Genomic DNA, 20,306 nt, shown 5'->3' with positions numbered 1-20,306 from the left:
AAGTGTTTATCATGGCCGGCTGTTACGTCTGGTTTCCCATTGACGGAAATTTGCTGGCCAGGCGCTTATTTCCAGGAGTTGCTGCATGACCTTTTCTTTGGCCGCCAAACTGTCGGTGTTGCTGCTGTTCATCGGCAGCACGCTGTATGTGCACCTGCGTGGCAAGGCCCGTTTGCCGATGTTGCGTCAGTTCGTCAACCATTCGGCGCTGTTCGCCCCATATAACGCCCTGATGTACCTGTTTTCTGCGGTGCCGTCCAAGCCCTACCTGGACCGCAGCAAGTTCCCGGAACTGGATGTGCTCAAGGACAACTGGGAAGTGATCCGCGAAGAGGCCATGCACCTGTTCGACGAGGGCTATATCCGCGCTGCCGAAAAGAACAACGACGCCGGCTTCGGTTCGTTCTTCAAGAAGGGCTGGAAGCGTTTCTACCTCAAGTGGTACGACAAACCGCTGCCTTCGGCCGAGGCACTGTGCCCCAAGACTGTGGCTCTGGTGAGCAGCATCCCTAACGTCAAGGGCGCGATGTTCGCGCTGTTGCCGGGTGGCAGCCACCTCAACCCGCACCGCGACCCGTTTGCCGGTTCCCTGCGTTATCACCTGGGGCTGTCCACGCCGAACTCCGACGACTGCCGTATCTTCGTCGACGGCCAGGTCTACGCCTGGCGCGACGGTGAAGACGTGATGTTCGATGAAACCTACGTGCACTGGGTGAAAAACGAAACCGAACAGACCCGTGTGATCCTGTTCTGCGACATCGAACGCCCATTGAGCAACCGCGTGATGACCCGCATCAACCGCTGGGTCAGCAAGCAACTGGGCCGCGCAACCGCACCGCAGAACCTCGATGACGAGCGCGTGGGCGGCATCAACCAGGCGTACGCCTGGAGCAAGACCTTCAGCGACAAGTTCAGCGGCCAGGTCAAACAGTGGAAGCGCAAGCATCCCAAAGCCTACCGCATTGCGCGGCCGGTGCTGGCGGTGGCGGTGCTGGTGCTGCTCTGGAAGTGGTTGTTCGGGTAAAAGCAGTTTCTAGAGACAAGCTACAAGCTACAAGCTACAAGCTGGCAACTTACTTGCAGCTCAAAGCTTGTAGCTTGAGGCTGTCCTTTAGGACGCGATCAACTGGCGCAGCACGTAGTGCAGAATCCCACCGGCCTTGAAATACTCCACTTCATTCAAGGTATCAATCCGGCACAGCACCTCAACCTTCTCGCTGCTGCCATCCTCCCGAGTGATCACCAACGTCAGGTTCATCCGCGGCTCGATCTCGGCATCGGTCAGCCCGAGGATATCGATCTTCTCCCTGCCGGTGAGCTTAAGTGTCTTGCGGTTCTGATCCAGCTTGAACTGCAACGGCAACACGCCCATGCCTACCAGGTTGGAGCGATGGATACGCTCGAAACTCTCGGCGATCACCGCCTTGACCCCTAGCAGGTTAGTGCCCTTGGCCGCCCAGTCGCGGCTGGAGCCGGTACCGTATTCCTGGCCGGAGATCACCACCAGCGGTGTGCCCGAGGCCTGGTACTGCATGGCGGCATCGTAGATCGCCATTTTCTCGCCCGTAGGGATATACAGCGTGTTACCGCCTTCTTCGCCGCCGAGCATTTCATTGCGGATACGGATATTGGCGAAAGTGCCGCGCATCATCACTTCATGGTTGCCCCGGCGTGAGCCGTAGGAGTTGAAGTCACGCGGCTCCACGCCCTGTTCGCGCAGGTAGCGCCCGGCCGGGCTGTCGGCCTTGATATTGCCGGCAGGGGAGATGTGGTCGGTGGTTACCGAATCCCCCAGCAGGGCCAGCACGTTGGCGCCCTTGACGTCCTCGATCACCGGCAGCGGGCCAGCAATGTCGTCGAAGAACGGCGGGTGCTGGATGTAAGTGGAATCTTGCTGCCATACGTAGGTGGCTGCCTGCGGTACTTCAATGGCTTGCCATTGCTCGTCGCCGGCAAACACTTCGGCATATTCCTTGTGGAACATGCTGGTGCTGACTTGGGCCACCGCTTCGGCGATTTCCTGGCTGCTGGGCCAGATGTCCTTGAGGTACACCGGATTACCCTGCTGGTCATTGCCCAGCGGCTCGCTGCTGATGTCGATGCGCACGGTGCCGGCCAGCGCGTAGGCGACGACCAGGGGGGGCGAGGCCAGCCAATTGGTTTTCACCAGTGGGTGCACGCGGCCTTCGAAGTTACGGTTGCCGGACAGCACCGAGGCCACGGTGAGGTCGGCCTTCTGGATGGCTTTTTCGATCGGCTCGGGCAGGGGCCCGGAGTTGCCGATACAGGTGGTGCAGCCGTAGCCCACCAGGTCGAAGCCAAGCTTGTCCAGGTACTGGGTGAGGCCCGCAGCCTTGTAGTAGTCGGTGACCACTTTGGAGCCCGGCGCCAGGGAGCTTTTCACCCAGGGCTTGCGGGTCAGGCCTTTTTCCACGGCTTTTTTCGCCACCAGCCCGGCCGCCATCATCACGCTGGGGTTGGAGGTGTTGGTGCAGGAGGTAATCGCGGCGATCACCACCGCGCCGTTTTTCAGGCGATAGGTGTTGCCTTCGTATTCATAATCCGCCTCGCCGACCAGGTCGGCATTGCCCACGGCAACGCCGCCTCCGCCCTCGCTTTCCAGGCGGCCTTCTTCTTTGCTGGTGGGCTTGAATTGCAGGTCGAGAAAATCGCTGAACGCTTGGCCTACATTCGGCAGGGCGACGCGGTCCTGGGGGCGTTTGGGCCCGGCAAGGCTGGCCTCGACAGTGCCCATGTCCAGGGCCAGGGTATCGGTGAACACCGGCTCCTGGCCAACGTTGCGCCACAGGCCCTGGGCCTTGGTATAGGCTTCCACCAACTTGACCGTCTCAGCCGGGCGGCCGGACAGGCGCAGGTAGTCCAGGGTCACCTCATCCACCGGGAAAAAGCCACAGGTCGCGCCATATTCCGGTGCCATGTTGGCGATGGTCGCGCGGTCGGCCAGGGGCAAATCGGCCAGCCCGTCGCCGTAGAACTCGACGAACTTGCCCACCACGCCTTTCTTGCGCAGCATTTGCGTCACGGTCAGCACCAGGTCGGTGGCGGTGATGCCTTCCTTGAGCTTGCCGGTGAGCTTGAAGCCGATCACTTCCGGGATCAGCATCGACACCGGCTGGCCAAGCATCGCCGCTTCGGCTTCGATGCCGCCCACGCCCCAGCCGAGTACGCCGAGTCCGTTGATCATGGTGGTGTGGGAGTCGGTGCCGACCAGGGTGTCGGGGAAGGCGTAGGTGCGGCCGTCTTCCTCTTTGGTCCACACGGTGCGGCCCAGGTATTCGAGGTTGACCTGGTGGCAGATGCCGGTACCCGGCGGTACCACGCTGAAGTTGTCGAAAGCGCTCTGGCCCCAGCGCAGGAAGGCGTAGCGTTCGCCGTTGCGCTGCATCTCGATATCGACGTTCTGCTCGAAGGCGCTGGTGCTGCCAAACTTGTCGACCATCACCGAGTGGTCAATCACCAGGTCCACCGGTGACAGCGGGTTGATGCGCTGTGGGTCACCCCCGGCCTTGGCCACGGCAGCGCGCATGGCGGCCAGGTCGACCACGGCGGGTACCCCGGTAAAGTCTTGCATCAGCACGCGAGCGGGGCGGTACTGGATCTCGCGGTCGGACTGGCGTTCTTTGAGCCAGGCGGCGATGGCCTTGAGGTCGGTGCCGGTGACGGTCTTGGCGTCTTCCCAGCGCAGCAGGTTTTCCAGCAGCACCTTGAGGGACATCGGCAGCTTGTCCAGGTCACCCAGGCTCTTGGCGGCTTCGGGCAGGCTGAAGTAGTGGTAGGTTTTGCTGTCTATTTGCAGTGTCTTAAGGGTTCTCAGGCTATCAAGGGATGACATTACATGACTCCTTATGGTCCGCACGGCTACGGACCTGACGGGACGAACAGAGCTATCACGTTAGCGCTGTTTTCATTAGCAGGCTAATAACTGGACTCTATCGCTGAGTCCAAGGTTCCGAACTCGGCTATCATGCGCGCGTTTTCATGACAGGTATTGCGATAGCGCAACGCCGGTTGATTCACCAGGAGATTCAATGAACACCCTTTTTATGCACTGCCGCCCGGGTTTTGAAGGCGAAGTCTGTTCCGAGATCGCGGAGCACGCTGCGCGCCTGAACGTTTCCGGCTACGCCAAGGCCAAGACCGGCAGCGCCTGCGCCGAATTTGTCTGCACCGAAGAAGACGGCGCCCAGCGCCTGATGCACGGCCAGCGCTTTGCCGAGCTGATCTTCCCAAGGCAGTGGGCGCGCGGGGTGTTTATCGACCTGCCGGAAACCGACCGCATCAGCGTGATCCTCGCCCACCTGCGCGAATTCCCCGTGTGCGGCAGCCTGTGGCTGGAGATGGTCGACACCAATGACGGCAAGGAACTGTCGAACTTCTGCAAGAAATTCGAAGTGCACCTGCGCAAAGCCCTGCTTAACGCCGGCAAGCTGGTGGACGACCCGAGCAAGCCGCGCCTGCTGCTGACCTTCAAGAGCGGCCGCGAAGTGTTCATGGGCCTGGCCGAGTCGAACAACTCGGCGATGTGGCCCATGGGCATCCCGCGCCTCAAGTTCCCGCGTGATGCGCCCAGCCGCTCGACCCTCAAGCTGGAAGAGGCCTGGCACCACTTCATCCCCCGTGACCAGTGGGACGAACGCCTGCACGGCGACATGACCGGCGTCGACCTCGGCGCAGCACCGGGCGGCTGGACCTGGCAACTGGTCAACCGTGGCATGCTGGTGACCGCCATCGACAACGGCCCCATGGCCGAAAGCCTGATGGACACAGGCCTGGTGCAACACCTGATGGCCGACGGCTTCACCTTCGTGCCCAAGCAGCCGGTAGACTGGATGGTCTGCGACATCGTTGAGAAGCCCGCTCGCAACGCGGCACTCTTGGAAACGTGGATTGGCGAAGGGCATTGCCGCGAGGCGGTGGTGAACCTGAAGTTGCCGATGAAACAGCGTTACGCCGAAGTGAAGCGTTTGCTGGAGCGCATCGAAGATGGCTTCAAGGCGCGTGGCATTCGTGTGGAGATCGGCTGCAAGCAGCTCTACCATGATCGCGAAGAAGTGACCTGTCACCTGCGCCGCCTGGTAGACGTAAAGAAATCCAAAGGCCGCTGATATTAAATGTGGGAACTGGCTTGCCTGCGAAAGCGGTATAACAGTCGAAATTTATGTTGAATGTGCCCCCGTCATCGCGGGCAAGCCCGCTCCCACATTGTTGAGCGGTGCCAGTTTTAGGAGTGAAGTATGAGTCTTGAACTGCCGGTTGATGGCACCCTCGACGCCACCGGCCTCAACTGCCCGGAACCCGTGATGATGCTGCACCAGCACATCCGCGACCTGCCGGCGGGCGGCCTGCTCAAGGTGATCGCGACCGACCCGTCGACCCGTCGCGATATCCCCAAGTTCTGCGTGTTTCTCGACCATGAACTGGTGGATCAGCAGGAAGATGCTGGCACCTACCTGTACTGGATCCGCAAGAAAGCCGATTAAGCCTGCGCCTTTTCGGCCCGAATGCGTCGGCGTGCACTGCGCGCCAGGCGCACCACCAACATCCCCGCCGCACAGCTCAAGCCCACGATCAGCCCTTGCCATAAACCGCTCGGGCCGCTGGGTTCGCCGAGCCAGTTGGTCAGGCCCAGGGCGTAACCCACCGGCAGGCCCACGCCCCAATAGGCGAACAAGGTCAGCACCATGGTCACCCGGGTGTCCTGGTAGCCGCGCAATGCGCCGGCGGCGGTGACCTGGATCGAGTCAGAGAACTGGAACAGCGCCGAGAACACGATCAGCATCGACGCCAGGTGGATCACTACCGGATCGGGGGTGTAGATCGCTGCAATCTGCTCGCGAAACAACAGCATCAAGCTGCAGGAAAAACAGGCATACGCCAGTGCGGTGCCCATGCCGACGCCGGCGGCGAAGCGTGCTTGCCGAGGTTCGCCGCGCCCCAGCGCCTGGCCGACGCGCACGGTGACGGCCATGCTCAGGGAATAGGGGATCATGAACACCAGGGAGCTGACGTTCAGCGCGATCTGGTGACCGGAGACCACCGTGGCGCCCAGGCTGCCGATCAACAAGGCGATCACCGCAAAAATACTCGATTCGGCAAAGATCGCCACGCCTATCGGCAGGCCAATGCCCAACACGCGCTTGATCACCGCCCACTGCGGCCAGTCGAAGCGCTTGAACAATTCGCTGCTTTGATAGGCCGCGCCCCAGCGCGTCCAGATGGCCAGGCCGATCATCATCACCCACATCGCAATCGCGGTAGCCCAGCCACAACCCACGCCGCCCATGGCCGGTACGCCCAAGTGGCCGTAGATGAAGATGTAGTTCAGCGGAATATTCAGCGCCAAGCCGCACAAGCCCATGACCATGCTCGGCCGTGTGCGGCCCAGGCCGTCACTGAAACAGCGAAACACGTAGTACAACGCCACCGCCGGCATACCGGCGGCGATGCCGTGCAGGTAGCCCATGGACGGCGCGATCAAGTCGGGTTCGACCTTCATCGCATGCAGGATCGGCTCGGCGCATAGCAACAACAGCGCCCCTGCGATGCCAACCACGGCGGCCAGCCACAATGACTGACGCACCAAGGGCCCGATCTCGCTGAACTGGCCCGCACCGTAGCGCTGGGCGACTTTCGGCGTGGTGGCAAGCAGAGTGCCGGTCATCAACAGGTACACCGGGATCCAGATCGAATTACCCAGGCCCACCGCCGCCAGGTCCTGCGGGCTCACGCGCCCGGCCATCACCGCGTCGACGAAGCTCATCGCGGTGGTGGCCAGTTGGCCGATCATGATCGGCAAGGCCAGCGTCAGCAGGCCGCGCACTTCCCGGCTGATGCGGGCGGGGCGGGAGAGGGTAGCGGTGGCAGTGTTCACGTACAGGTGTCCAATAAAAAGGCAGTCGCAAGGACGGCGGATTCTACGCGTTGACGCAGCGGTCAGGAAAAAACCTGTGTTAGGGATTTGTAAGCGATGCGCCCGGGCCAGCGCTGATCCCTGTGGGAGCTGGCTTGCCTGCGATGCAGGCACCTCGGTACATCAGGCAAACCGGGTCGATGCAATCACAGGCAAGCCAGCTCCTACACAGGATCTTCTGTACACTGCCAATCCGCCAAAGGAGCCTGCCATGCTGATTGTTGCCGACGAAAATATCCCGCTGATCGATGCATTCTTCGAAGGGTTTGGCGAGATTCGCCGGGTGCCCGGCCGCTCCATCGACCGCGCCACCGTCGAGCAGGCCGATGTACTGCTGGTGCGCTCGGTGACCAACGTCAACCGTGCCTTGCTTGAGGGCAGTAACGTGCGCTTTGTCGGCACCTGCACCATCGGCACCGACCACCTGGACCTCGACTACTTCAAGCAAGCGGGTATCCAGTGGTCCAGCGCGCCCGGCTGCAATGCGCGTGGGGTGGTGGACTACGTGCTTGGCAGCTTGCAGACCCTGGCTGAAATCGAAGGCGCTGACCTCAAGCAGCGTACCTATGGCATCGTCGGTGCCGGCGAAGTCGGCGGGCGCTTGGTCAAGGTGCTCAAGGGCCTGGGCTGGAATGTGTTGGTGTGCGATCCGCCGCGCCAGATTACCGAGGGCAGTAATTTCGTCAGCCTGCAGCAGATCATCGAGCAATGTGACGTGATCAGCTTGCATACGCCGCTGATCAAGTCCGGCAACGGTTCGACCTGGCACCTGCTTGATCGCCAGCGCCTGGAACAGCTCAAGCCAGGCACATGGCTGATCAACGCCAGCCGGGGTGCGGTGGTGGATAACGCCGCGCTGCGCGAGGTGTTGCTGGCGCGCGAAGACCTGCAAGCGGTGCTGGACGTGTGGGAAGGCGAGCCCGAGGTGGACGTCGACCTGGCTGACCTGTGCGTGCTGGCCACACCGCATATTGCCGGCTACAGCCTCGATGGCAAGCAGCGCGGCACCGCGCAGATTTACCAGGCGCTGTGCGCGCACCTGGGCCAGGAACCGAGTATTCACTTAAGTGATTTGCTGCCGGCCCCCTGGCTGGCCGAGATGCACCTGCATCCTGAGACTGACCCGGCCTGGGCACTGGCGACCTTGTGCCGCAGTGTGTACGACCCACGCCGTGACGACGCGGATTTCCGCCGCAGCCTGGTGGGCACCGTGCAGGAACAGCGCCAAGCTTTCGACCTGCTGCGCAAGCACTATCCGGAGCGTCGCGAGATCGATGGCTTGAAGGTGCGCATCAACGGGGAGTCGGCGGTGCTGTCACAGATCGTGACTGCTCTGGGTGCCGAACAGCTGTAACGGTTATCGCGGTGCTCTTGAGGCCTTCGCGAGCAAGCTCGCTTCTACAGCGGGCATAAAAAACCCGGCCATCTGGGCCGGGTTTGAAAGAGCGTGGGCGCTTCAGCCTTGCTGGGCAGGCTTGACCAGTCGCTGTTCCAGCTCGCTGCAGGCTTGCTGGATCATTTCTTCGGTAATCTGCACTTCCCGGCCCTTGGCATCGATGTACGAGCAAGGCAGCTGCTGCGGCTGGCGGATCACTTCAATCTTGGCGTCGCTGCTATTTTGCAAGGTCATGGCCTGTCTCCTCATCAGGTTGTGTACCTACTTTAATTCCCCCTCATGAACGCGCTGTTACAACTCCTTACACGCTCATCGGTTTGAACACCCAGTCCACCAGAAACCGGTACATATTTCCAGATCAGGCTTAGACCGATAGCCTCTAGCGGCCTGCATCGGCGGGCATAATTAACCTGACTCATTGTTATTTGTGCAAGTTCCCCCAATGTTGATGGATAGACTCTCCATTGGTGATCCTTCCATGTTCTCAATCCGTCAACGCCGTGCGATTCGCCTGGCCAGCCGCTTTATTGCGCCCTACCGTTGGCAGGCGCTTGGCGCACTGCTGGCGCTGATCGTCACCGCTGGCATCACCTTGTCCATGGGGCAGGGCATACGCCTGTTGGTGGACCAGGGCTTCATGACCCAGTCGCCGCATCTGCTCAACCAGTCTATAGGCCTGTTCATGCTGCTGGTGCTCGGCCTAGCCGTGGGCACCTTCACGCGGTTTTACCTGGTGTCGTGGATTGGCGAGCGGGTGGTGGCCGATATTCGTCGGCAGGTGTTCAACCACCTGATCTACCTGCACCCAGGCTTCTACGAGAACAACCGCAGCTCGGAAATCCAGTCGCGGCTGACCACCGATACCACCTTGCTGCAATCGGTGATCGGCTCATCACTGTCGCTGTTTCTGCGCAACGCCCTGATGGTGATCGGCGGCATCGTGTTGCTGTTTATCACTAACCCCAAGCTCACCAGCATCGTGGTGGTGGCGTTGCCGCTGGTGCTGGCGCCGATTTTGATCTTCGGACGCCGGGTGCGCAGCCTGTCGCGCTTGAGCCAGGACCGTATCGCGGACGTCGGCAGCTATGTCGCCGAGACGCTGGGCCAGATCAAGACCGTGCAGGCCTATAACCATCAGGTGCAGGACGAACAGCGCTTCGCCGTTACCGTCGAGGACGCCTTTGTCACGGCACGTAAACGCATCTTGCAGCGTTCCTGGCTGATCACCCTGGTGATCATGCTGGTGCTCGGCGCGGTAGGCGTGATGCTGTGGGTGGGCGGCATGGACGTGATCAGCGGACGCATTTCCGGCGGTGAGCTGGCGGCGTTCGTGTTCTACAGCCTGATTGTCGGCAGCGCCGTCGGCACCCTGAGCGAAGTGCTTGGCGAGTTGCAGCGTGCCGCCGGGGCAGCCGAGCGTATCGGTGAGCTGTTGCAGTCAGGCAACGAGATCCAGGCGCCGACCACAGGCGGCGTACGTTTGCCGGAACGGGTCAGTGGCCGCATGGAACTGCAGGACCTACGCTTTTCCTATCCTTCGCGACCGGACAGCTACGCCATCGACGGCTTGAACCTGACCATCAACCCGGGCGAAACCCTGGCGTTGGTAGGGCCGTCCGGTGCGGGCAAGTCGACGATTTTCGATCTGCTGCTGCGCTTCTACGACCCCCAGCAAGGCCGCATCCTGCTCGAAGGCCAGCCGCTGACCGAGCTTGACCCGTTAGACCTGCGGCGCCATTTCGCTCTGGTGTCCCAGAGCCCGGCGTTGTTCTTCGGCAGCGTCGAGGACAATATCCGCTACGGCAACCCCTCTGCCACCATCGCCCAGGTAGAAGCCGCCGCCCGAATCGCCCACGCCCACGACTTCATCCTGAAAATGCCCGACGGCTACCAGACCCATTTAGGTGAAAGTGGCCAGGGCCTCTCCGGCGGCCAGCGCCAACGCCTGGCCATCGCTCGCGCCTTGCTGGTCGACGCGCCGATCCTGCTGCTGGACGAAGCCACCAGCGCCCTCGATGCCCAGAGTGAACACCTTATCCAGCAAGCGCTGCCGCAGCTAATGCAGGGGCGCACCACGCTGGTGATCGCCCACCGTTTGGCCACGGTGAAGAATGCCGACCGCATTGCGGTGATGGACCAGGGAAAGCTGGTGGCGGTGGGCACGCATCAGCAGTTGATTGCGAGCAATCCGCTGTATGCGCGGTTGGCGGCGTTGCAGTTCAGTGATGGAGATGAACAGGTGAATCAGCGCCCATAAAAAATGCCCGCATCTTTCGATGCGGGCAATGAAACCTCTGTAGGAGCGAGCTTGCTCGCGAAAAACTCACAGGCGCCGCGTTTATCCAGGAAGCACGCGTTAGCGTTGACGTTCTTCGCGAGCAAGCTCGCTCCTACTGGTCGTCGAAGTACCGCTCATGCCAATCCACCAAAGGCTGTGGTGAGTTGAGCTTCTGCCCGTAGATCACCGAATAAGACAGCACGTTCTGCACATACTGGCGGGTTTCGTCGAAGGGGATGCTTTCCACCCATACGTCGAAACTCAGGTGGTCTGCGCCGCGCAGCCATTGGCGCACGCGGCCTGGGCCGGCGTTGTAGGCAGCGGAGGCGAGCACGCGGTTGCCGTTGAACTGGCTGTGAACCTGGCTCAGGTAAGCAGCGCCGAGCTGGATGTTTTTATCCGGGTCCAGCACCTGGGCCGGGGAGGCCAGGGGGATGCTGAACTTGCGTGCGGTTTCTTTGGCGGTGCCGGGCATCAGTTGCATCAGGCCGCTGGCGCCGACGCCGGAGCGGGCATCGTCCATGAACGCGCTTTCCTGGCGGGTGATGGCAAAGATCCAGCTGGAGTGCAGGCCACGTACCTTGGCTTCGCGCACCAGGGTGTCGCGGTGGGCCATCGGGAAGCGGATGTCCAGATCGTCCCAGTACTGCGCCTGGCTGATGGTGCGGATGGCCGGAAAGTACCACTTCATGTCGTAGGCCAACTTGGCCTGGGCGACCATCTCGTCACGGTTGAAATGACGGCTGACGTGGTACCACTCACGGCGACCGTCGACGATCTGGCCACGGGCGTAGAATTCCAGGGCACGCCGCACCCCAGGGGTATTGCGCACCTTGTTGACCAGCGCCTGGCTCATCACCAGCGGCTTGTTGTTCAACTGGTAAGGAGATTTGGAGCGGTCAGCGGCGAGGAAACCGTAGAAGTCCCGCTCCTTGGCCACGTTTTTGTACAGGACCAAGGCTTGCGGGTTCTTCGGCTCGGCCAGCTCCAGGCTGCGTGCCTGCCAGTAGCGCCAACGGTTGGTGGTGGCCAGGTCCTGTGGGAGTTTGCGGGTCAACTGGTAGGCGTCTTCCCAGCGCGCCAGGCGCAACAGCAGGCGCAGACGCCACTCTGAAACCGTATTGTCGCGCAACTCGGGGTCGTACTTGGTCATGACCTCCAGCGCGCGCGGGTCGAAGCGCTTGGCCAGGGTCAAGCCGATCTCGCGGGCAATCGACACCTTTTCGTCACGGGAGAAGTGCATGCTGCTGGCGTAGCCATCGAGCAGCGACATGGCTTTGTCCGGATCCTGGCGCGCCAGGCGACGCAGGCCCAGGCCCACGGCGTCAGACATGGCCTCGGTGGCCGGCTGGAAGCGTGACGGGTCGCTGAGCATGTCTGGCTTCTGTGCCACATCCACCATCAGGCGGCCCTGGGCGCCAAGGGTCGGCAGGGTTTTCACCAGGCTGTTGGCCAGCGCGTAATTACGCGCTTCGGCGGCGAGCTTGGCGCGGTCCCAGATCTTCTGCTCGGTGAGTTGGCCGGCAGCGGCCCATTGGCCAAACGTGACGTCACAGGCGGCTGGCTGGGATTTGCCGGTCATCCACAGTTTTTCGGCGGTCTTGTAGCCTTCGGCCTTCAGGTTGTGGCTGAGCTGGTATTGGCCATGCAGGCAGTCCAGCTCGACGAAATTGAGCTTGGTGTCGTAGTACTTTTCAAAAGTCTGCCAATCGCCGCGTTCGGCCAGCCAGCGCAGCCAACGCAGTTTCATCCAGTTGGCCTGGGGCAGGTCGCCGTGTTTGGCGAGGAATTGTTCGATTTCCTCGTTACTTGCGGTTTTCAGGCGCGCGGTCAGTTCGTCATAGGCCAGATAGGGCGTGAGCGGGTAGTCGGCCAGGGCCTGGCTGTATTGCATGTAAGGGCCGGTGTCGCCCTTGGCCAGGGCGCGTTTGGCTTGATCGTAATACTGGCGTTGAGTGGTGAGATCCACCGCCTGGGCGGATTGAACGGCAGTGGCGGAAAGGAGCAGACAAGACAAAAAGTTGAAAAGGCGACTGCGCATGAGACGTCCGTGCAGAGAAATCACGACTAGCACCGGCACCGCCGACACTGATTGCCCCTAGCTTAGCCTTTTGCCAGCGGCCCGCGAAAGCTTTGCCGGCTGGTTCGTTCAAGTTCGCCGGAAATGTCCTACAGAACGTGTCTATACAGAAAATCCCGACCGCATCCCACCTTCAACTCAGGTAGAATGCGCGCCCAGTTTTTGGAGAAGCGTATGACCCTGCTCAAATTCAGCGATGTGTCCCTTGCTTTCGGCGCCATGCCGTTGTTGGACAAGGTGTCCTGGCAGATCGCCCGTGGTGAGCGGGTGTGCATCATCGGCCGCAACGGCACCGGCAAGTCCAGCATGATGAAGCTGGTAAAAGGCGACCAGAAGCCCGATGACGGCTCTGTCTGGCGTGCCCCGGGCCTCAAGATCGGCGAATTGCCGCAAGAATTGCCGGTGGCCGACGGACGGACAGTGTTCGACGTGGTAGCCGAAGGCCTGGACGGCGTAGGCGAGTTGCTCGCGCAATACCATCACCTGGCACAGAACTGCGTCACCGAAGAAGACCTGGACAAACTGATGCACGTCCAGCAAGACCTCGAAGCCCGTGATGGCTGGCGCTTGCAGCAACTGGTGGACAGCACCCTGAGCCGTCTGCAACTGCCGGCCGACAAGACCCTCGCCGAATTGTCCGGCGGCTGGCGTCGTCGCGTGCTGCTGGCCCAGGCCCTGGTGTCCGAGCCGGACCTGCTGCTGCTCGACGAACCGACCAACCACCTGGACATTGGCGCCATCGCCTGGCTTGAAGAAGCCATCAAGGACTTCCAGGGCGCCGTGCTGTTTATCACGCACGACCGTGCGTTCCTGCAGAGCCTGGCCACGCGCATCCTCGAGCTGGACCGTGGCGGCCTGATCGACTGGAACGGCGACTACGCCAGCTTCCTGGTGCACAAGGAAGCCGCCCTGGCGGCCGAAGAAACCGCCAACGCGCTGTTCGACAAGAAGCTGGCCCAGGAAGAAGTCTGGATCCGCCAGGGCATCAAGGCCCGTCGCACCCGTAACGAAGGCCGCGTGCGTGCCTTGAAAGCCTTGCGCGTCGAGCGCAGTGAGCGCCGCGAGCGTACCGGCAAGGCCAATATCCAGCTCGATACTGCCGACAAGTCGGGCAAGCAAGTGATGGTGCTGGAGAACGTCAGCTTCCATCACCCGGACGGCCCGTTCCTGATCAAGGACTTCTCCATGGTCCTGCAGCGTGGCGATCGTATCGGCCTGCTGGGCGCCAACGGTACCGGCAAGACCACCTTGCTCAAGCTGATGCTCAGCGGTCTGCAACCGACCAGCGGCAAGGTAGAAGAGGGCACTCGCATCGACGTGGCCTACTTTGACCAGTTGCGCCACCAGTTGGACCTGGAAAAGACCGTGATCGACAACGTCGCCGAAGGTCGCGACTTTATCGACATCGACGGCCAGAGCCGCCACGTACTCAGCTACCTGGGCGACTTCCTGTTCAGCCCGCAACGTGCGCGCACGCCGGTCAAGGCTCTGTCTGGTGGTGAGCGCGCGCGCCTGCTGCTGGCCAAGCTGTTCAGCAAGCCGGCCAACCTGCTGGTGCTCGACGAACCGACCAACGACCTCGACGTGGAAACCCTGGAACTGTTGGAAGAGGTCTTGCTGACCTTCAACGGCACCGTGCTGATGGTCAGTCACGACCGGGAATTCCTCGACAACGTGGTCACCAGCACCCTGGTTTTTGAAGGCGAAGGCAAGGTGCGCGAATACGTGGGCGGTTATCAGGACTGGCTGCGTCAGGGCGGCTCGCCGCGCCTGCTGGGCGTGACCGAGAGCAAGTCGGGCAAGGCCGACCTGAACACGGCGGTGGTGGCGCCGGTCGCTGCCGAAACGCCTGCACCGGCTGCTGAAGCTGCGCCTGCCAAGAAAAAGCTCAGCTACAAGTTGCAGCGTGAACTGGAAGCCTTGCCAGGCGATATCGATGCCAAGGAACAGCAGATCGCTGCGGTCGAAGCGGAAATGGCTGACGCCGGCTTCTACCTGCGCCCTGCGGCAGAAACCGCCAAGGTCATCGCCTCTCTGGAGACGCTGAACCAGGAGCTGGAAGCGTTGGTTGAGCGTTGGGCCGAGCTGGATGCCTGACTGATCGACCCGCAATAAAAAAGCCCGGCGCTCTTCTATGAGCGCCGGGCTTTTTAATATGAAATGCGATTCAACTGTGGGAGCTGGTTTGCCTGCGATAGCAGTCTGTCAGTTGATGCATCGGGTGGCTGATACACCGCTATCGCAGGCAAGCCAGCTCCCACATTAGACCTTCATCGGTCTTACGAACTCTTTACCAGTTTGACGGCCAGTACATCGCACGGTGCGCCGTGCAATACATCATTGGCGGTCGAGCCCAGCAGCAGTGCCAAACCGTGTCGCCCATGACTACCCACTACGATCAGGTCACAACCCTGTTCTTTGGCCAAGTGGTGGATTTCCTGGCGCGGTTGGCCGTAGGTAAGATGGGAATTTTCCTTGCTGACCTTGGGATACTTGAGAATCAAGCGGTCAAGGCGCTCCTTGGCCTGGTCGAACTGTTGCTGCTGCAGTTGGGAAAGGTCCATTGGCACGTCACCACCAAAGGCCATAGCCATGGGCTCGACGATGTGTACCAACGACAGTTTGGCGCCATTGGCAATCGCGGATTCCTGTGCGCGCTTGATCACTGGATCGCACTCTTCGGTCAGGTCGACAGCGACCAGAATATGTTCGTAGGGCATGAGGCGTTCCTCCAGGGGGCTGCAATAAGTTCAGTATGGCTGCTTTCAAGCGGATGGGGTTGCCGCAGATCAAATCCGCTCATCTAGAAATTCGGGAGTACACATATGACGGTCTGGATAGTGGTGTCAATCCTTGCGGTGGTTTTAAGCCCCCTGGTATGGCTGCGCCCTTCGCGCCAGCAGAGTGGGCGCATGGCCCTGCGCATGGAGGCACGCCGCATCGGGCTGGCCATGCAGTTGGCGCCCCAGGAGTGGCCGCACTGGCTCAAACAGGAGCCGCCGAGCCCGTGCGCGCAGTATTGCCGGCCACGACGCGGCAACGCGCCCGCAACCTGGAGCTACTGGCAGCTGGAGCCCGGGCTGTGGGTCAATCAGTGGCGTGAACCCTGTGTGGATGAGAAGTTGTTGCCGCATTTTGCAACGCTGCCGGCAAACGTCTACAAGGTCGAGGCCGACAAACAAATGATTGCCCTGTATTGGGGCGAAAAGGGCGAAGCAAGTGTGCTGAAAGACATCGATGCGCTGCTCAAGGCCCTGGCCTGACCCACACCTGTAGGAGCGAGCTTGCTCGCGAAAATCGCCAACGATAACGCGGATAATCAGGCTATACGCGGCGCTCTCCAGGTTTTCGCGAGCAAGCTCGCTCCTACAGAAAAACCGGCCAATAAAAAGCCCGACATCATCATCGGGCTGGAGCTGGCCAGGCAGGCCGGTAAATCTGTAGGTTGCCGCTAGCCTAGCCGTGTATTGCGTTCTGTACAGCTTTTTCCCACACCTTTTCTATTATTGATCCTGTGAATATTTGAATATTGGCGGGTGGCCAGCCTGTGGGCCGGGTTCTGAAATGACCGGAAAGTCGCGTTTTTCCTAGCCTTTGGAGCGATTGACAATTGCTCGGAATTGGATGAAGGTGGCGTACCCAAATCAAACGGGCGTATGAATTGAGCGTTTGCCTGTCAGACGACTCATACAAAACCCGACTATCGCACTGGCGGGTGTGCCTGGCGGATTGGCGTGAGCATTGATTCAACTGTCAATGTCAAACCAGAGACCAGCGTCCAGTGTGTACTGTTCAGCTTCCATATCGTGGAGATCAGTTGATGATTTACGAAGGTAAAGCCATCACGGTTAAGGCTCTTGAAAGTGGCATCGTCGAACTCAAATTCGACCTCAAGGGTGAGTCCGTCAACAAGTTCAACCGTCTAACCCTGAACGAACTGCGTCAGGCCGTAGACACCATCAAAGCAGATGCTTCGGTCAAGGGCGTGATCGTCTCCAGCGGCAAGGACGTGTTTATCGTCGGCGCTGACATCACCGAATTCGTCGACAACTTCAAGCTGCCCGATGCCGAGCTGGTGGCTGGCAACCTCGAAGCCAACAAGATCTTCAGCGATTTCGAAGACCTCAACGTGCCGACCGTTGCTGCCATCAATGGCATCGCGTTGGGCGGCGGCCTGGAAATGTGCCTGGCGGCAGACTTCCGCGTCATGTCTGCGACGGCCAAGATCGGCCTGCCGGAAGTCAAGCTGGGCATCTACCCAGGCTTTGGCGGTACCGTGCGCCTGCCGCGCCTGATCGGTGCCGACAACGCGATCGAATGGATCGCCGCCGGCAAGGAAAACAAAGCTGAAGATGCACTGAAAGTCGGTGCTGTCGACGCTGTGGTTGCCCCGGACAAATTGGCCGAAGCCGCGCTGAACCTGATCAAGGGCGCCATCAGCGGCGAATTTGACTACAAGGCCAAACGTCAGCCGAAGCTGGAAAAACTCAAGCTCAACGCCATCGAACAGATGATGTCGTTCGAAACCGCCAAAGGTTTCGTGGCCGGCCAGGCCGGCCCGAACTACCCGGCGCCGGTGGAAGCGATCAAGACCATCCAGAAGGCCGCGAACTTCGGTCGCGACAAAGCCCTGGAAGTGGAAGCGGCAGGCTTCGTCAAACTGGCGAAAACCTCGGCGGCCCAGAGCCTGATCGGCCTGTTCCTGAACGATCAGGAACTGAAGAAAAAGGCCAAGGCCTACGACGAAATCGCCAAGGACGTGAAACAGGCCGCCGTACTCGGCGCCGGTATCATGGGCGGCGGTATCGCCTATCAGTCGGCGTCCAAAGGCACGCCGATCCTGATGAAAGACATCAACGAACACGGTATCGAGCAGGGCCTGGCCGAAGCCGCCAAGCTGCTGGTGGGCCGCGTTGATAAAGGTCGCATGACCGCTGCAAAAATGGCTGAAGTGCTTAACGGCATTCGCCCTACGCTGTCCTACGGCGATTTCGGCCACGTCGACCTGGTGGTCGAAGCGGTTGTCGAAAACCCGAAGGTCAAGCAAGCCGTACTGGCTGAAGTGGAAGCCCAGGTCAAAGATGACACCATCCTGGCCTCCAACACCTCGACCATTTCCATCTCGTTGCTGGCCAAGGCCCTCAAGCGTCCGGAAAACTTCGTCGGCATGCACTTCTTCAACCCGGTGCACATGATGCCGCTGGTAGAAGTGATCCGTGGCGAGAAGTCCAGCGAGCTGGCCGTTGCCACCACCGTTGCCTACGCCAAGAAAATGGGCAAGAACCCGATCGTCGTCAACGATTGCCCGGGCTTTTTGGTCAACCGTGTGCTGTTCCCGTACTTTGGCGGTTTCGCCAAGCTGGTCAGCGCCGGTGTGGATTTTGTGCGCATCGACAAGGTCATGGAAAAATTTGGCTGGCCCATGGGCCCGGCGTACCTGATGGACGTGGTCGGCATCGACACCGGCCACCACGGTCGCGACGTCATGGCTGAAGGCTTCCCGGACCGCATGAAAGACGACCGTCGTTCGGCTGTCGATGCACTCTACGAAGCCAAGCGCCTGGGCCAGAAGAACGGCAAGGGCTTCTACGCCTACGAGACCGACAAGAAGGGCAAGCAGAAGAAAGTGGCCGACCCGTCGGTGCACGAAGTACTCGCTCCGGTCATCTACGAACAGCGTGAGGTGTCCGACGAGGACATCATCAACTGGATGATGATCGCCCTGTGCCTGGAAACCGTGCGTTGCCTGGAAGACGGCATCGTCGAAACCGCCGCCGAAGCCGATATGGGCCTGGTGTACGGCATTGGTTTCCCTCCATTCCGTGGTGGTGCGCTGCGTTACATCGACTCCATCGGTGTGGCCCAGTTCGTTGCCCTGGCTGATCAGTACGCTGATCTGGGCCCGCTGTACCACCCGACCGCGAAGCTTCGTGAAATGGCCAAGAATGGCCAGAGCTTCTTCGGTTAAGTGCCCAGACGACTAGAGCGAGAATATTTATGAGCTTGAATCCAAGAGACGTCGTGATCGTCGACTTCGGTCGTACGCCGATGGGCCGCTCCAAGGGCGGCATGCACCGCAACACCCGCGCCGAAGACATGTCGGCGCACCTGATCAGCAAAGTGCTGGAGCGTAACACCAAGGTCGACCCGAACGAAGTCGAGGACGTGATCTGGGGCTGCGTCAACCAGACCCTGGAGCAGGGCTGGAACATCGCGCGCATGGCGTCGTTGATGACCCAGATCCCGCACACCGCGGCCGGCCAGACCGTCAGCCGTCTGTGTGGTTCGTCGATGAGCGCGCTGCACACCGCTGCGCAAGCGATCATGACCGGCAACGGCGATGTATTCGTGGTCGGCGGCGTGGAGCACATGGGCCACGTCAGCATGATGCACGGCGTCGATCCTAACCCGCACATGTCCCTCTACGCGGCGAAAGCCTCGGGCATGATGGGCCTTACCGCGGAAATGCTCGGCAAAATGCACGGCATCACCCGTGAAGCCCAGGACGCCTTCGGCCTGCGCTCCCACCAGCTCGCCCACAAGGCGACTGTGGAAGGCAAGTTCAAGGATGAAATCATCCCGATGAACGGCTACGACGAGAATGGCTTCCTGAAACTGTTCGACTACGACGAAACCATTCGTCCGGACACTACCCTGGAAAGCCTGGCGGCCCTCAAGCCAGCCTTCAATCCAAAGGGCGGCACCGTGACAGCCGGTACTTCCTCGCAAATCACCGATGGTGCTTCGTGCATGATCGTGATGTCGGCACAGCGTGCCCAGGACCTGGGTATCCAGCCGCTGGCGGTGATTCGTTCGATGGCAGTGGCGGGTGTGGATCCGGCGATCATGGGCTATGGTCCAGTACCGGCCACACAAAAAGCCTTGAAGCGCGCAGGCCTTTCCATCTCCGATATCGACTTCTTCGAGCTCAACGAAGCTTTCGCCGCACAGGCCTTGCCAGTGCTGAAAGATCTGAAAGTACTCGACAAGATGAACGAGAAGGTTAACCTGCACGGCGGTGCGATTGCCCTGGGCCACCCATTCGGTTGCTCCGGTGCGCGTATCTCTGGCACTTTGCTTAACGTGATGAAGCAAAATGGCGGCAACCTTGGGGTTGCAACCATGTGCATTGGTCTCGGCCAAGGCATCTCTACCGTCTTCGAACGCGTCTAAACGTTCGGTTGACGGAAGCCGGGGCCCAGTGCCCCGGTTTTTGTTTTTTGGAACTTTTAAATATTTTTTTTCAACAAATTTTGCATGAGGGCCAGAGCATGAAAGTCGAACCAGGGCTCTACCAGCATTACAAGGGGCCGCAGTACCGTGTTTTCAGCGTGGCGCGCCACTCTGAAACCGAAGAAGAAGTGGTGTTTTACCAAGCGCTGTATGGCGAATACGGCTTTTGGGTGCGCCCTTTGAGCATGTTCCTGGAGACCGTCGAAGTTGACGGCGAGCAGGTCCCGCGCTTTGCTTTGGTCACGGCCGAACCCAGTCTTTTTACAGGGCAATAACGGAAGGTCGCGCAGAATGCTGCGCTTGACCTCATCCGGTTGCCACTATATATAGCGTTGCCGCGTCAGGCGCCAACTGCCTTTCACTTCTCGAATTCAGGAATTTTCCGATC

Annotated in this window: 15 protein-coding genes and 1 pseudogene; 11 read left to right on the top strand and 5 right to left on the bottom strand. The window is 60.5% G+C overall.

The window, feature by feature from the left end; all coding sequences use genetic code 11:
• Nucleotides 1-85 precede the first annotated feature (85 nt).
• Nucleotides 86-1,024: an aspartyl/asparaginyl beta-hydroxylase domain-containing protein gene (locus HBO10_RS01980; protein WP_034126635.1), complete on the top strand. Its 939-nt coding sequence runs from the start codon at nt 86-88 to the stop codon at nt 1,022-1,024.
• Nucleotides 1,025-1,111: 87 nt separating this feature from the next.
• Here the strand turns inward: HBO10_RS01980 and acnA are convergent, their stop codons facing one another.
• Complete coding sequence (gene acnA, locus HBO10_RS01975) at nt 1,112-3,853, bottom strand: aconitate hydratase AcnA (protein WP_034126636.1); 2,742 nt, start codon at nt 3,851-3,853, stop codon at nt 1,112-1,114.
• Between the two features lie 196 nt (nt 3,854-4,049).
• Between acnA and rlmM the strand changes: the two genes are divergently transcribed.
• Nucleotides 4,050-5,126, top strand: coding sequence for a 23S rRNA (cytidine(2498)-2'-O)-methyltransferase RlmM (gene rlmM, locus HBO10_RS01970; RefSeq protein ID WP_034126637.1), 1,077 nt, complete (start codon nt 4,050-4,052; stop codon nt 5,124-5,126).
• A 129-nt stretch (nt 5,127-5,255) separates the two neighbouring features.
• On the top strand, nt 5,256-5,501 hold the full coding sequence (tusA, locus tag HBO10_RS01965) for a sulfurtransferase TusA (protein WP_014717501.1): 246 nt from the start codon (nt 5,256-5,258) through the stop codon (nt 5,499-5,501).
• On the opposite strand, the gene HBO10_RS01960 is transcribed toward tusA, so the two are convergent.
• Nucleotides 5,498-6,892, bottom strand: a complete 1,395-nt coding sequence (locus HBO10_RS01960) for an MATE family efflux transporter (protein WP_034126638.1) — start codon at nt 6,890-6,892, stop codon at nt 5,498-5,500. The genes tusA and HBO10_RS01960 overlap by 4 nt on opposite strands.
• Nucleotides 6,893-7,142: 250 nt before the next feature.
• Here HBO10_RS01960 and pdxB point away from each other — a divergent pair, with 250 nt between their 5' ends.
• Nucleotides 7,143-8,285 carry a 4-phosphoerythronate dehydrogenase PdxB gene (gene pdxB / locus HBO10_RS01955; RefSeq protein ID WP_034126639.1) on the top strand — a complete coding sequence of 381 codons (1,143 nt, stop codon included), beginning with the start codon at nt 7,143-7,145 and terminating at the stop codon, nt 8,283-8,285.
• Nucleotides 8,286-8,387: 102 nt separating this feature from the next.
• On the opposite strand, the gene HBO10_RS01950 is transcribed toward pdxB, so the two are convergent.
• The gene (locus tag HBO10_RS01950; protein ID WP_014717504.1) at nt 8,388-8,561 is read right to left on the bottom strand and encodes a PA1571 family protein; all 174 of its coding nucleotides are present in this window, start codon (nt 8,559-8,561) and stop codon (nt 8,388-8,390) included.
• 214 nt (nt 8,562-8,775) lie between these two features.
• On the opposite strand from HBO10_RS01950, the gene HBO10_RS01945 reads away from it, so the two are divergent.
• Complete coding sequence (locus HBO10_RS01945; RefSeq protein ID WP_167514238.1) at nt 8,776-10,584, top strand: ABC transporter ATP-binding protein/permease; 1,809 nt, start codon at nt 8,776-8,778, stop codon at nt 10,582-10,584.
• 133 nt (nt 10,585-10,717) lie between these two features.
• Here HBO10_RS01945 and HBO10_RS01940 read toward each other — a convergent pair whose 3' ends face one another.
• Nucleotides 10,718-12,646, bottom strand: a complete 1,929-nt coding sequence (locus HBO10_RS01940; protein ID WP_034126641.1) for a transglycosylase SLT domain-containing protein — start codon at nt 12,644-12,646, stop codon at nt 10,718-10,720.
• Between the two features lie 213 nt (nt 12,647-12,859).
• On the opposite strand from HBO10_RS01940, the gene HBO10_RS01935 reads away from it, so the two are divergent.
• On the top strand, nt 12,860-14,782 hold the full coding sequence (locus HBO10_RS01935; RefSeq protein ID WP_034126642.1) for an ATP-binding cassette domain-containing protein: 1,923 nt from the start codon (nt 12,860-12,862) through the stop codon (nt 14,780-14,782).
• 182 nt (nt 14,783-14,964) lie between these two features.
• On the opposite strand, the gene HBO10_RS01930 is transcribed toward HBO10_RS01935, so the two are convergent.
• Complete coding sequence (locus HBO10_RS01930; protein WP_034126643.1) at nt 14,965-15,405, bottom strand: universal stress protein; 441 nt, start codon at nt 15,403-15,405, stop codon at nt 14,965-14,967.
• 105 nt (nt 15,406-15,510) lie between these two features.
• Between HBO10_RS01930 and HBO10_RS01925 the strand changes: the two genes are divergently transcribed.
• The 5 genes and pseudogenes from HBO10_RS01925 to HBO10_RS01905 all read left to right on the top strand — a co-directional run bounded on the left by HBO10_RS01925 (nt 15,511) and on the right by HBO10_RS01905 (nt 20,193).
• A complete protein-coding gene (locus tag HBO10_RS01925) occupies nt 15,511-15,948 on the top strand; it encodes a hypothetical protein (RefSeq protein ID WP_034126644.1) in 438 nt (145 codons plus the stop codon).
• 21 nt (nt 15,949-15,969) lie between these two features.
• Nucleotides 15,970-16,056: pseudogene (locus HBO10_RS01920) on the top strand (outer membrane lipoprotein carrier protein LolA); the annotation flags it as partial.
• Between the two features lie 449 nt (nt 16,057-16,505).
• A complete protein-coding gene (gene fadB, locus HBO10_RS01915; RefSeq protein ID WP_003189649.1) occupies nt 16,506-18,653 on the top strand; it encodes a fatty acid oxidation complex subunit alpha FadB in 2,148 nt (715 codons plus the stop codon).
• A 29-nt stretch (nt 18,654-18,682) separates the two neighbouring features.
• Nucleotides 18,683-19,858, top strand: a complete 1,176-nt coding sequence (gene fadA, locus HBO10_RS01910; RefSeq protein ID WP_003189650.1) for an acetyl-CoA C-acyltransferase FadA — start codon at nt 18,683-18,685, stop codon at nt 19,856-19,858.
• Nucleotides 19,859-19,956: 98 nt separating this feature from the next.
• Nucleotides 19,957-20,193 (top strand): DUF1653 domain-containing protein, encoded by a 237-nt coding sequence (locus HBO10_RS01905; protein ID WP_003189651.1) that lies wholly within the window; start codon nt 19,957-19,959, stop codon nt 20,191-20,193.
• Nucleotides 20,194-20,306: the final 113 nt, after the last annotated feature.

The organism is Pseudomonas sp. WS 5503 (assembly GCF_012985385.1).
Taxonomy (GTDB): Bacteria; Pseudomonadota; Gammaproteobacteria; order Pseudomonadales; family Pseudomonadaceae; genus Aquipseudomonas; species Aquipseudomonas paracarnis.
The sequence above is the reverse complement of the archived record's forward strand: the minus strand, read 5'-3'. Positions and strand labels throughout refer to the sequence as shown.

What these genes read in the sequence shown, in the direction of transcription:
- HBO10_RS01980 (WP_034126635.1), top strand. Translation starts at nt 86, where the DNA reads ATGACCTTTTCTTTGGCCGCCAAACTGTCGGTGTTGCTGCTGTTCATC.
- acnA (WP_034126636.1), bottom strand. Translation starts at nt 3,853, where the DNA reads ATGTCATCCCTTGATAGCCTGAGAACCCTTAAGACACTGCAAATAGAC.
- rlmM (WP_034126637.1), top strand. Translation starts at nt 4,050, where the DNA reads ATGAACACCCTTTTTATGCACTGCCGCCCGGGTTTTGAAGGCGAAGTC.
- tusA (WP_014717501.1), top strand. Translation starts at nt 5,256, where the DNA reads ATGAGTCTTGAACTGCCGGTTGATGGCACCCTCGACGCCACCGGCCTC.
- pdxB (WP_034126639.1), top strand. Translation starts at nt 7,143, where the DNA reads ATGCTGATTGTTGCCGACGAAAATATCCCGCTGATCGATGCATTCTTC.
- HBO10_RS01950 (WP_014717504.1), bottom strand. Translation starts at nt 8,561, where the DNA reads ATGACCTTGCAAAATAGCAGCGACGCCAAGATTGAAGTGATCCGCCAG.
- HBO10_RS01945 (WP_167514238.1), top strand. Translation starts at nt 8,776, where the DNA reads ATGGATAGACTCTCCATTGGTGATCCTTCCATGTTCTCAATCCGTCAA.
- HBO10_RS01940 (WP_034126641.1), bottom strand. Translation starts at nt 12,646, where the DNA reads ATGCGCAGTCGCCTTTTCAACTTTTTGTCTTGTCTGCTCCTTTCCGCC.
- HBO10_RS01935 (WP_034126642.1), top strand. Translation starts at nt 12,860, where the DNA reads ATGACCCTGCTCAAATTCAGCGATGTGTCCCTTGCTTTCGGCGCCATG.
- HBO10_RS01930 (WP_034126643.1), bottom strand. Translation starts at nt 15,405, where the DNA reads ATGCCCTACGAACATATTCTGGTCGCTGTCGACCTGACCGAAGAGTGC.
- HBO10_RS01925 (WP_034126644.1), top strand. Translation starts at nt 15,511, where the DNA reads ATGACGGTCTGGATAGTGGTGTCAATCCTTGCGGTGGTTTTAAGCCCC.
- fadB (WP_003189649.1), top strand. Translation starts at nt 16,506, where the DNA reads ATGATTTACGAAGGTAAAGCCATCACGGTTAAGGCTCTTGAAAGTGGC.
- fadA (WP_003189650.1), top strand. Translation starts at nt 18,683, where the DNA reads ATGAGCTTGAATCCAAGAGACGTCGTGATCGTCGACTTCGGTCGTACG.
- HBO10_RS01905 (WP_003189651.1), top strand. Translation starts at nt 19,957, where the DNA reads ATGAAAGTCGAACCAGGGCTCTACCAGCATTACAAGGGGCCGCAGTAC.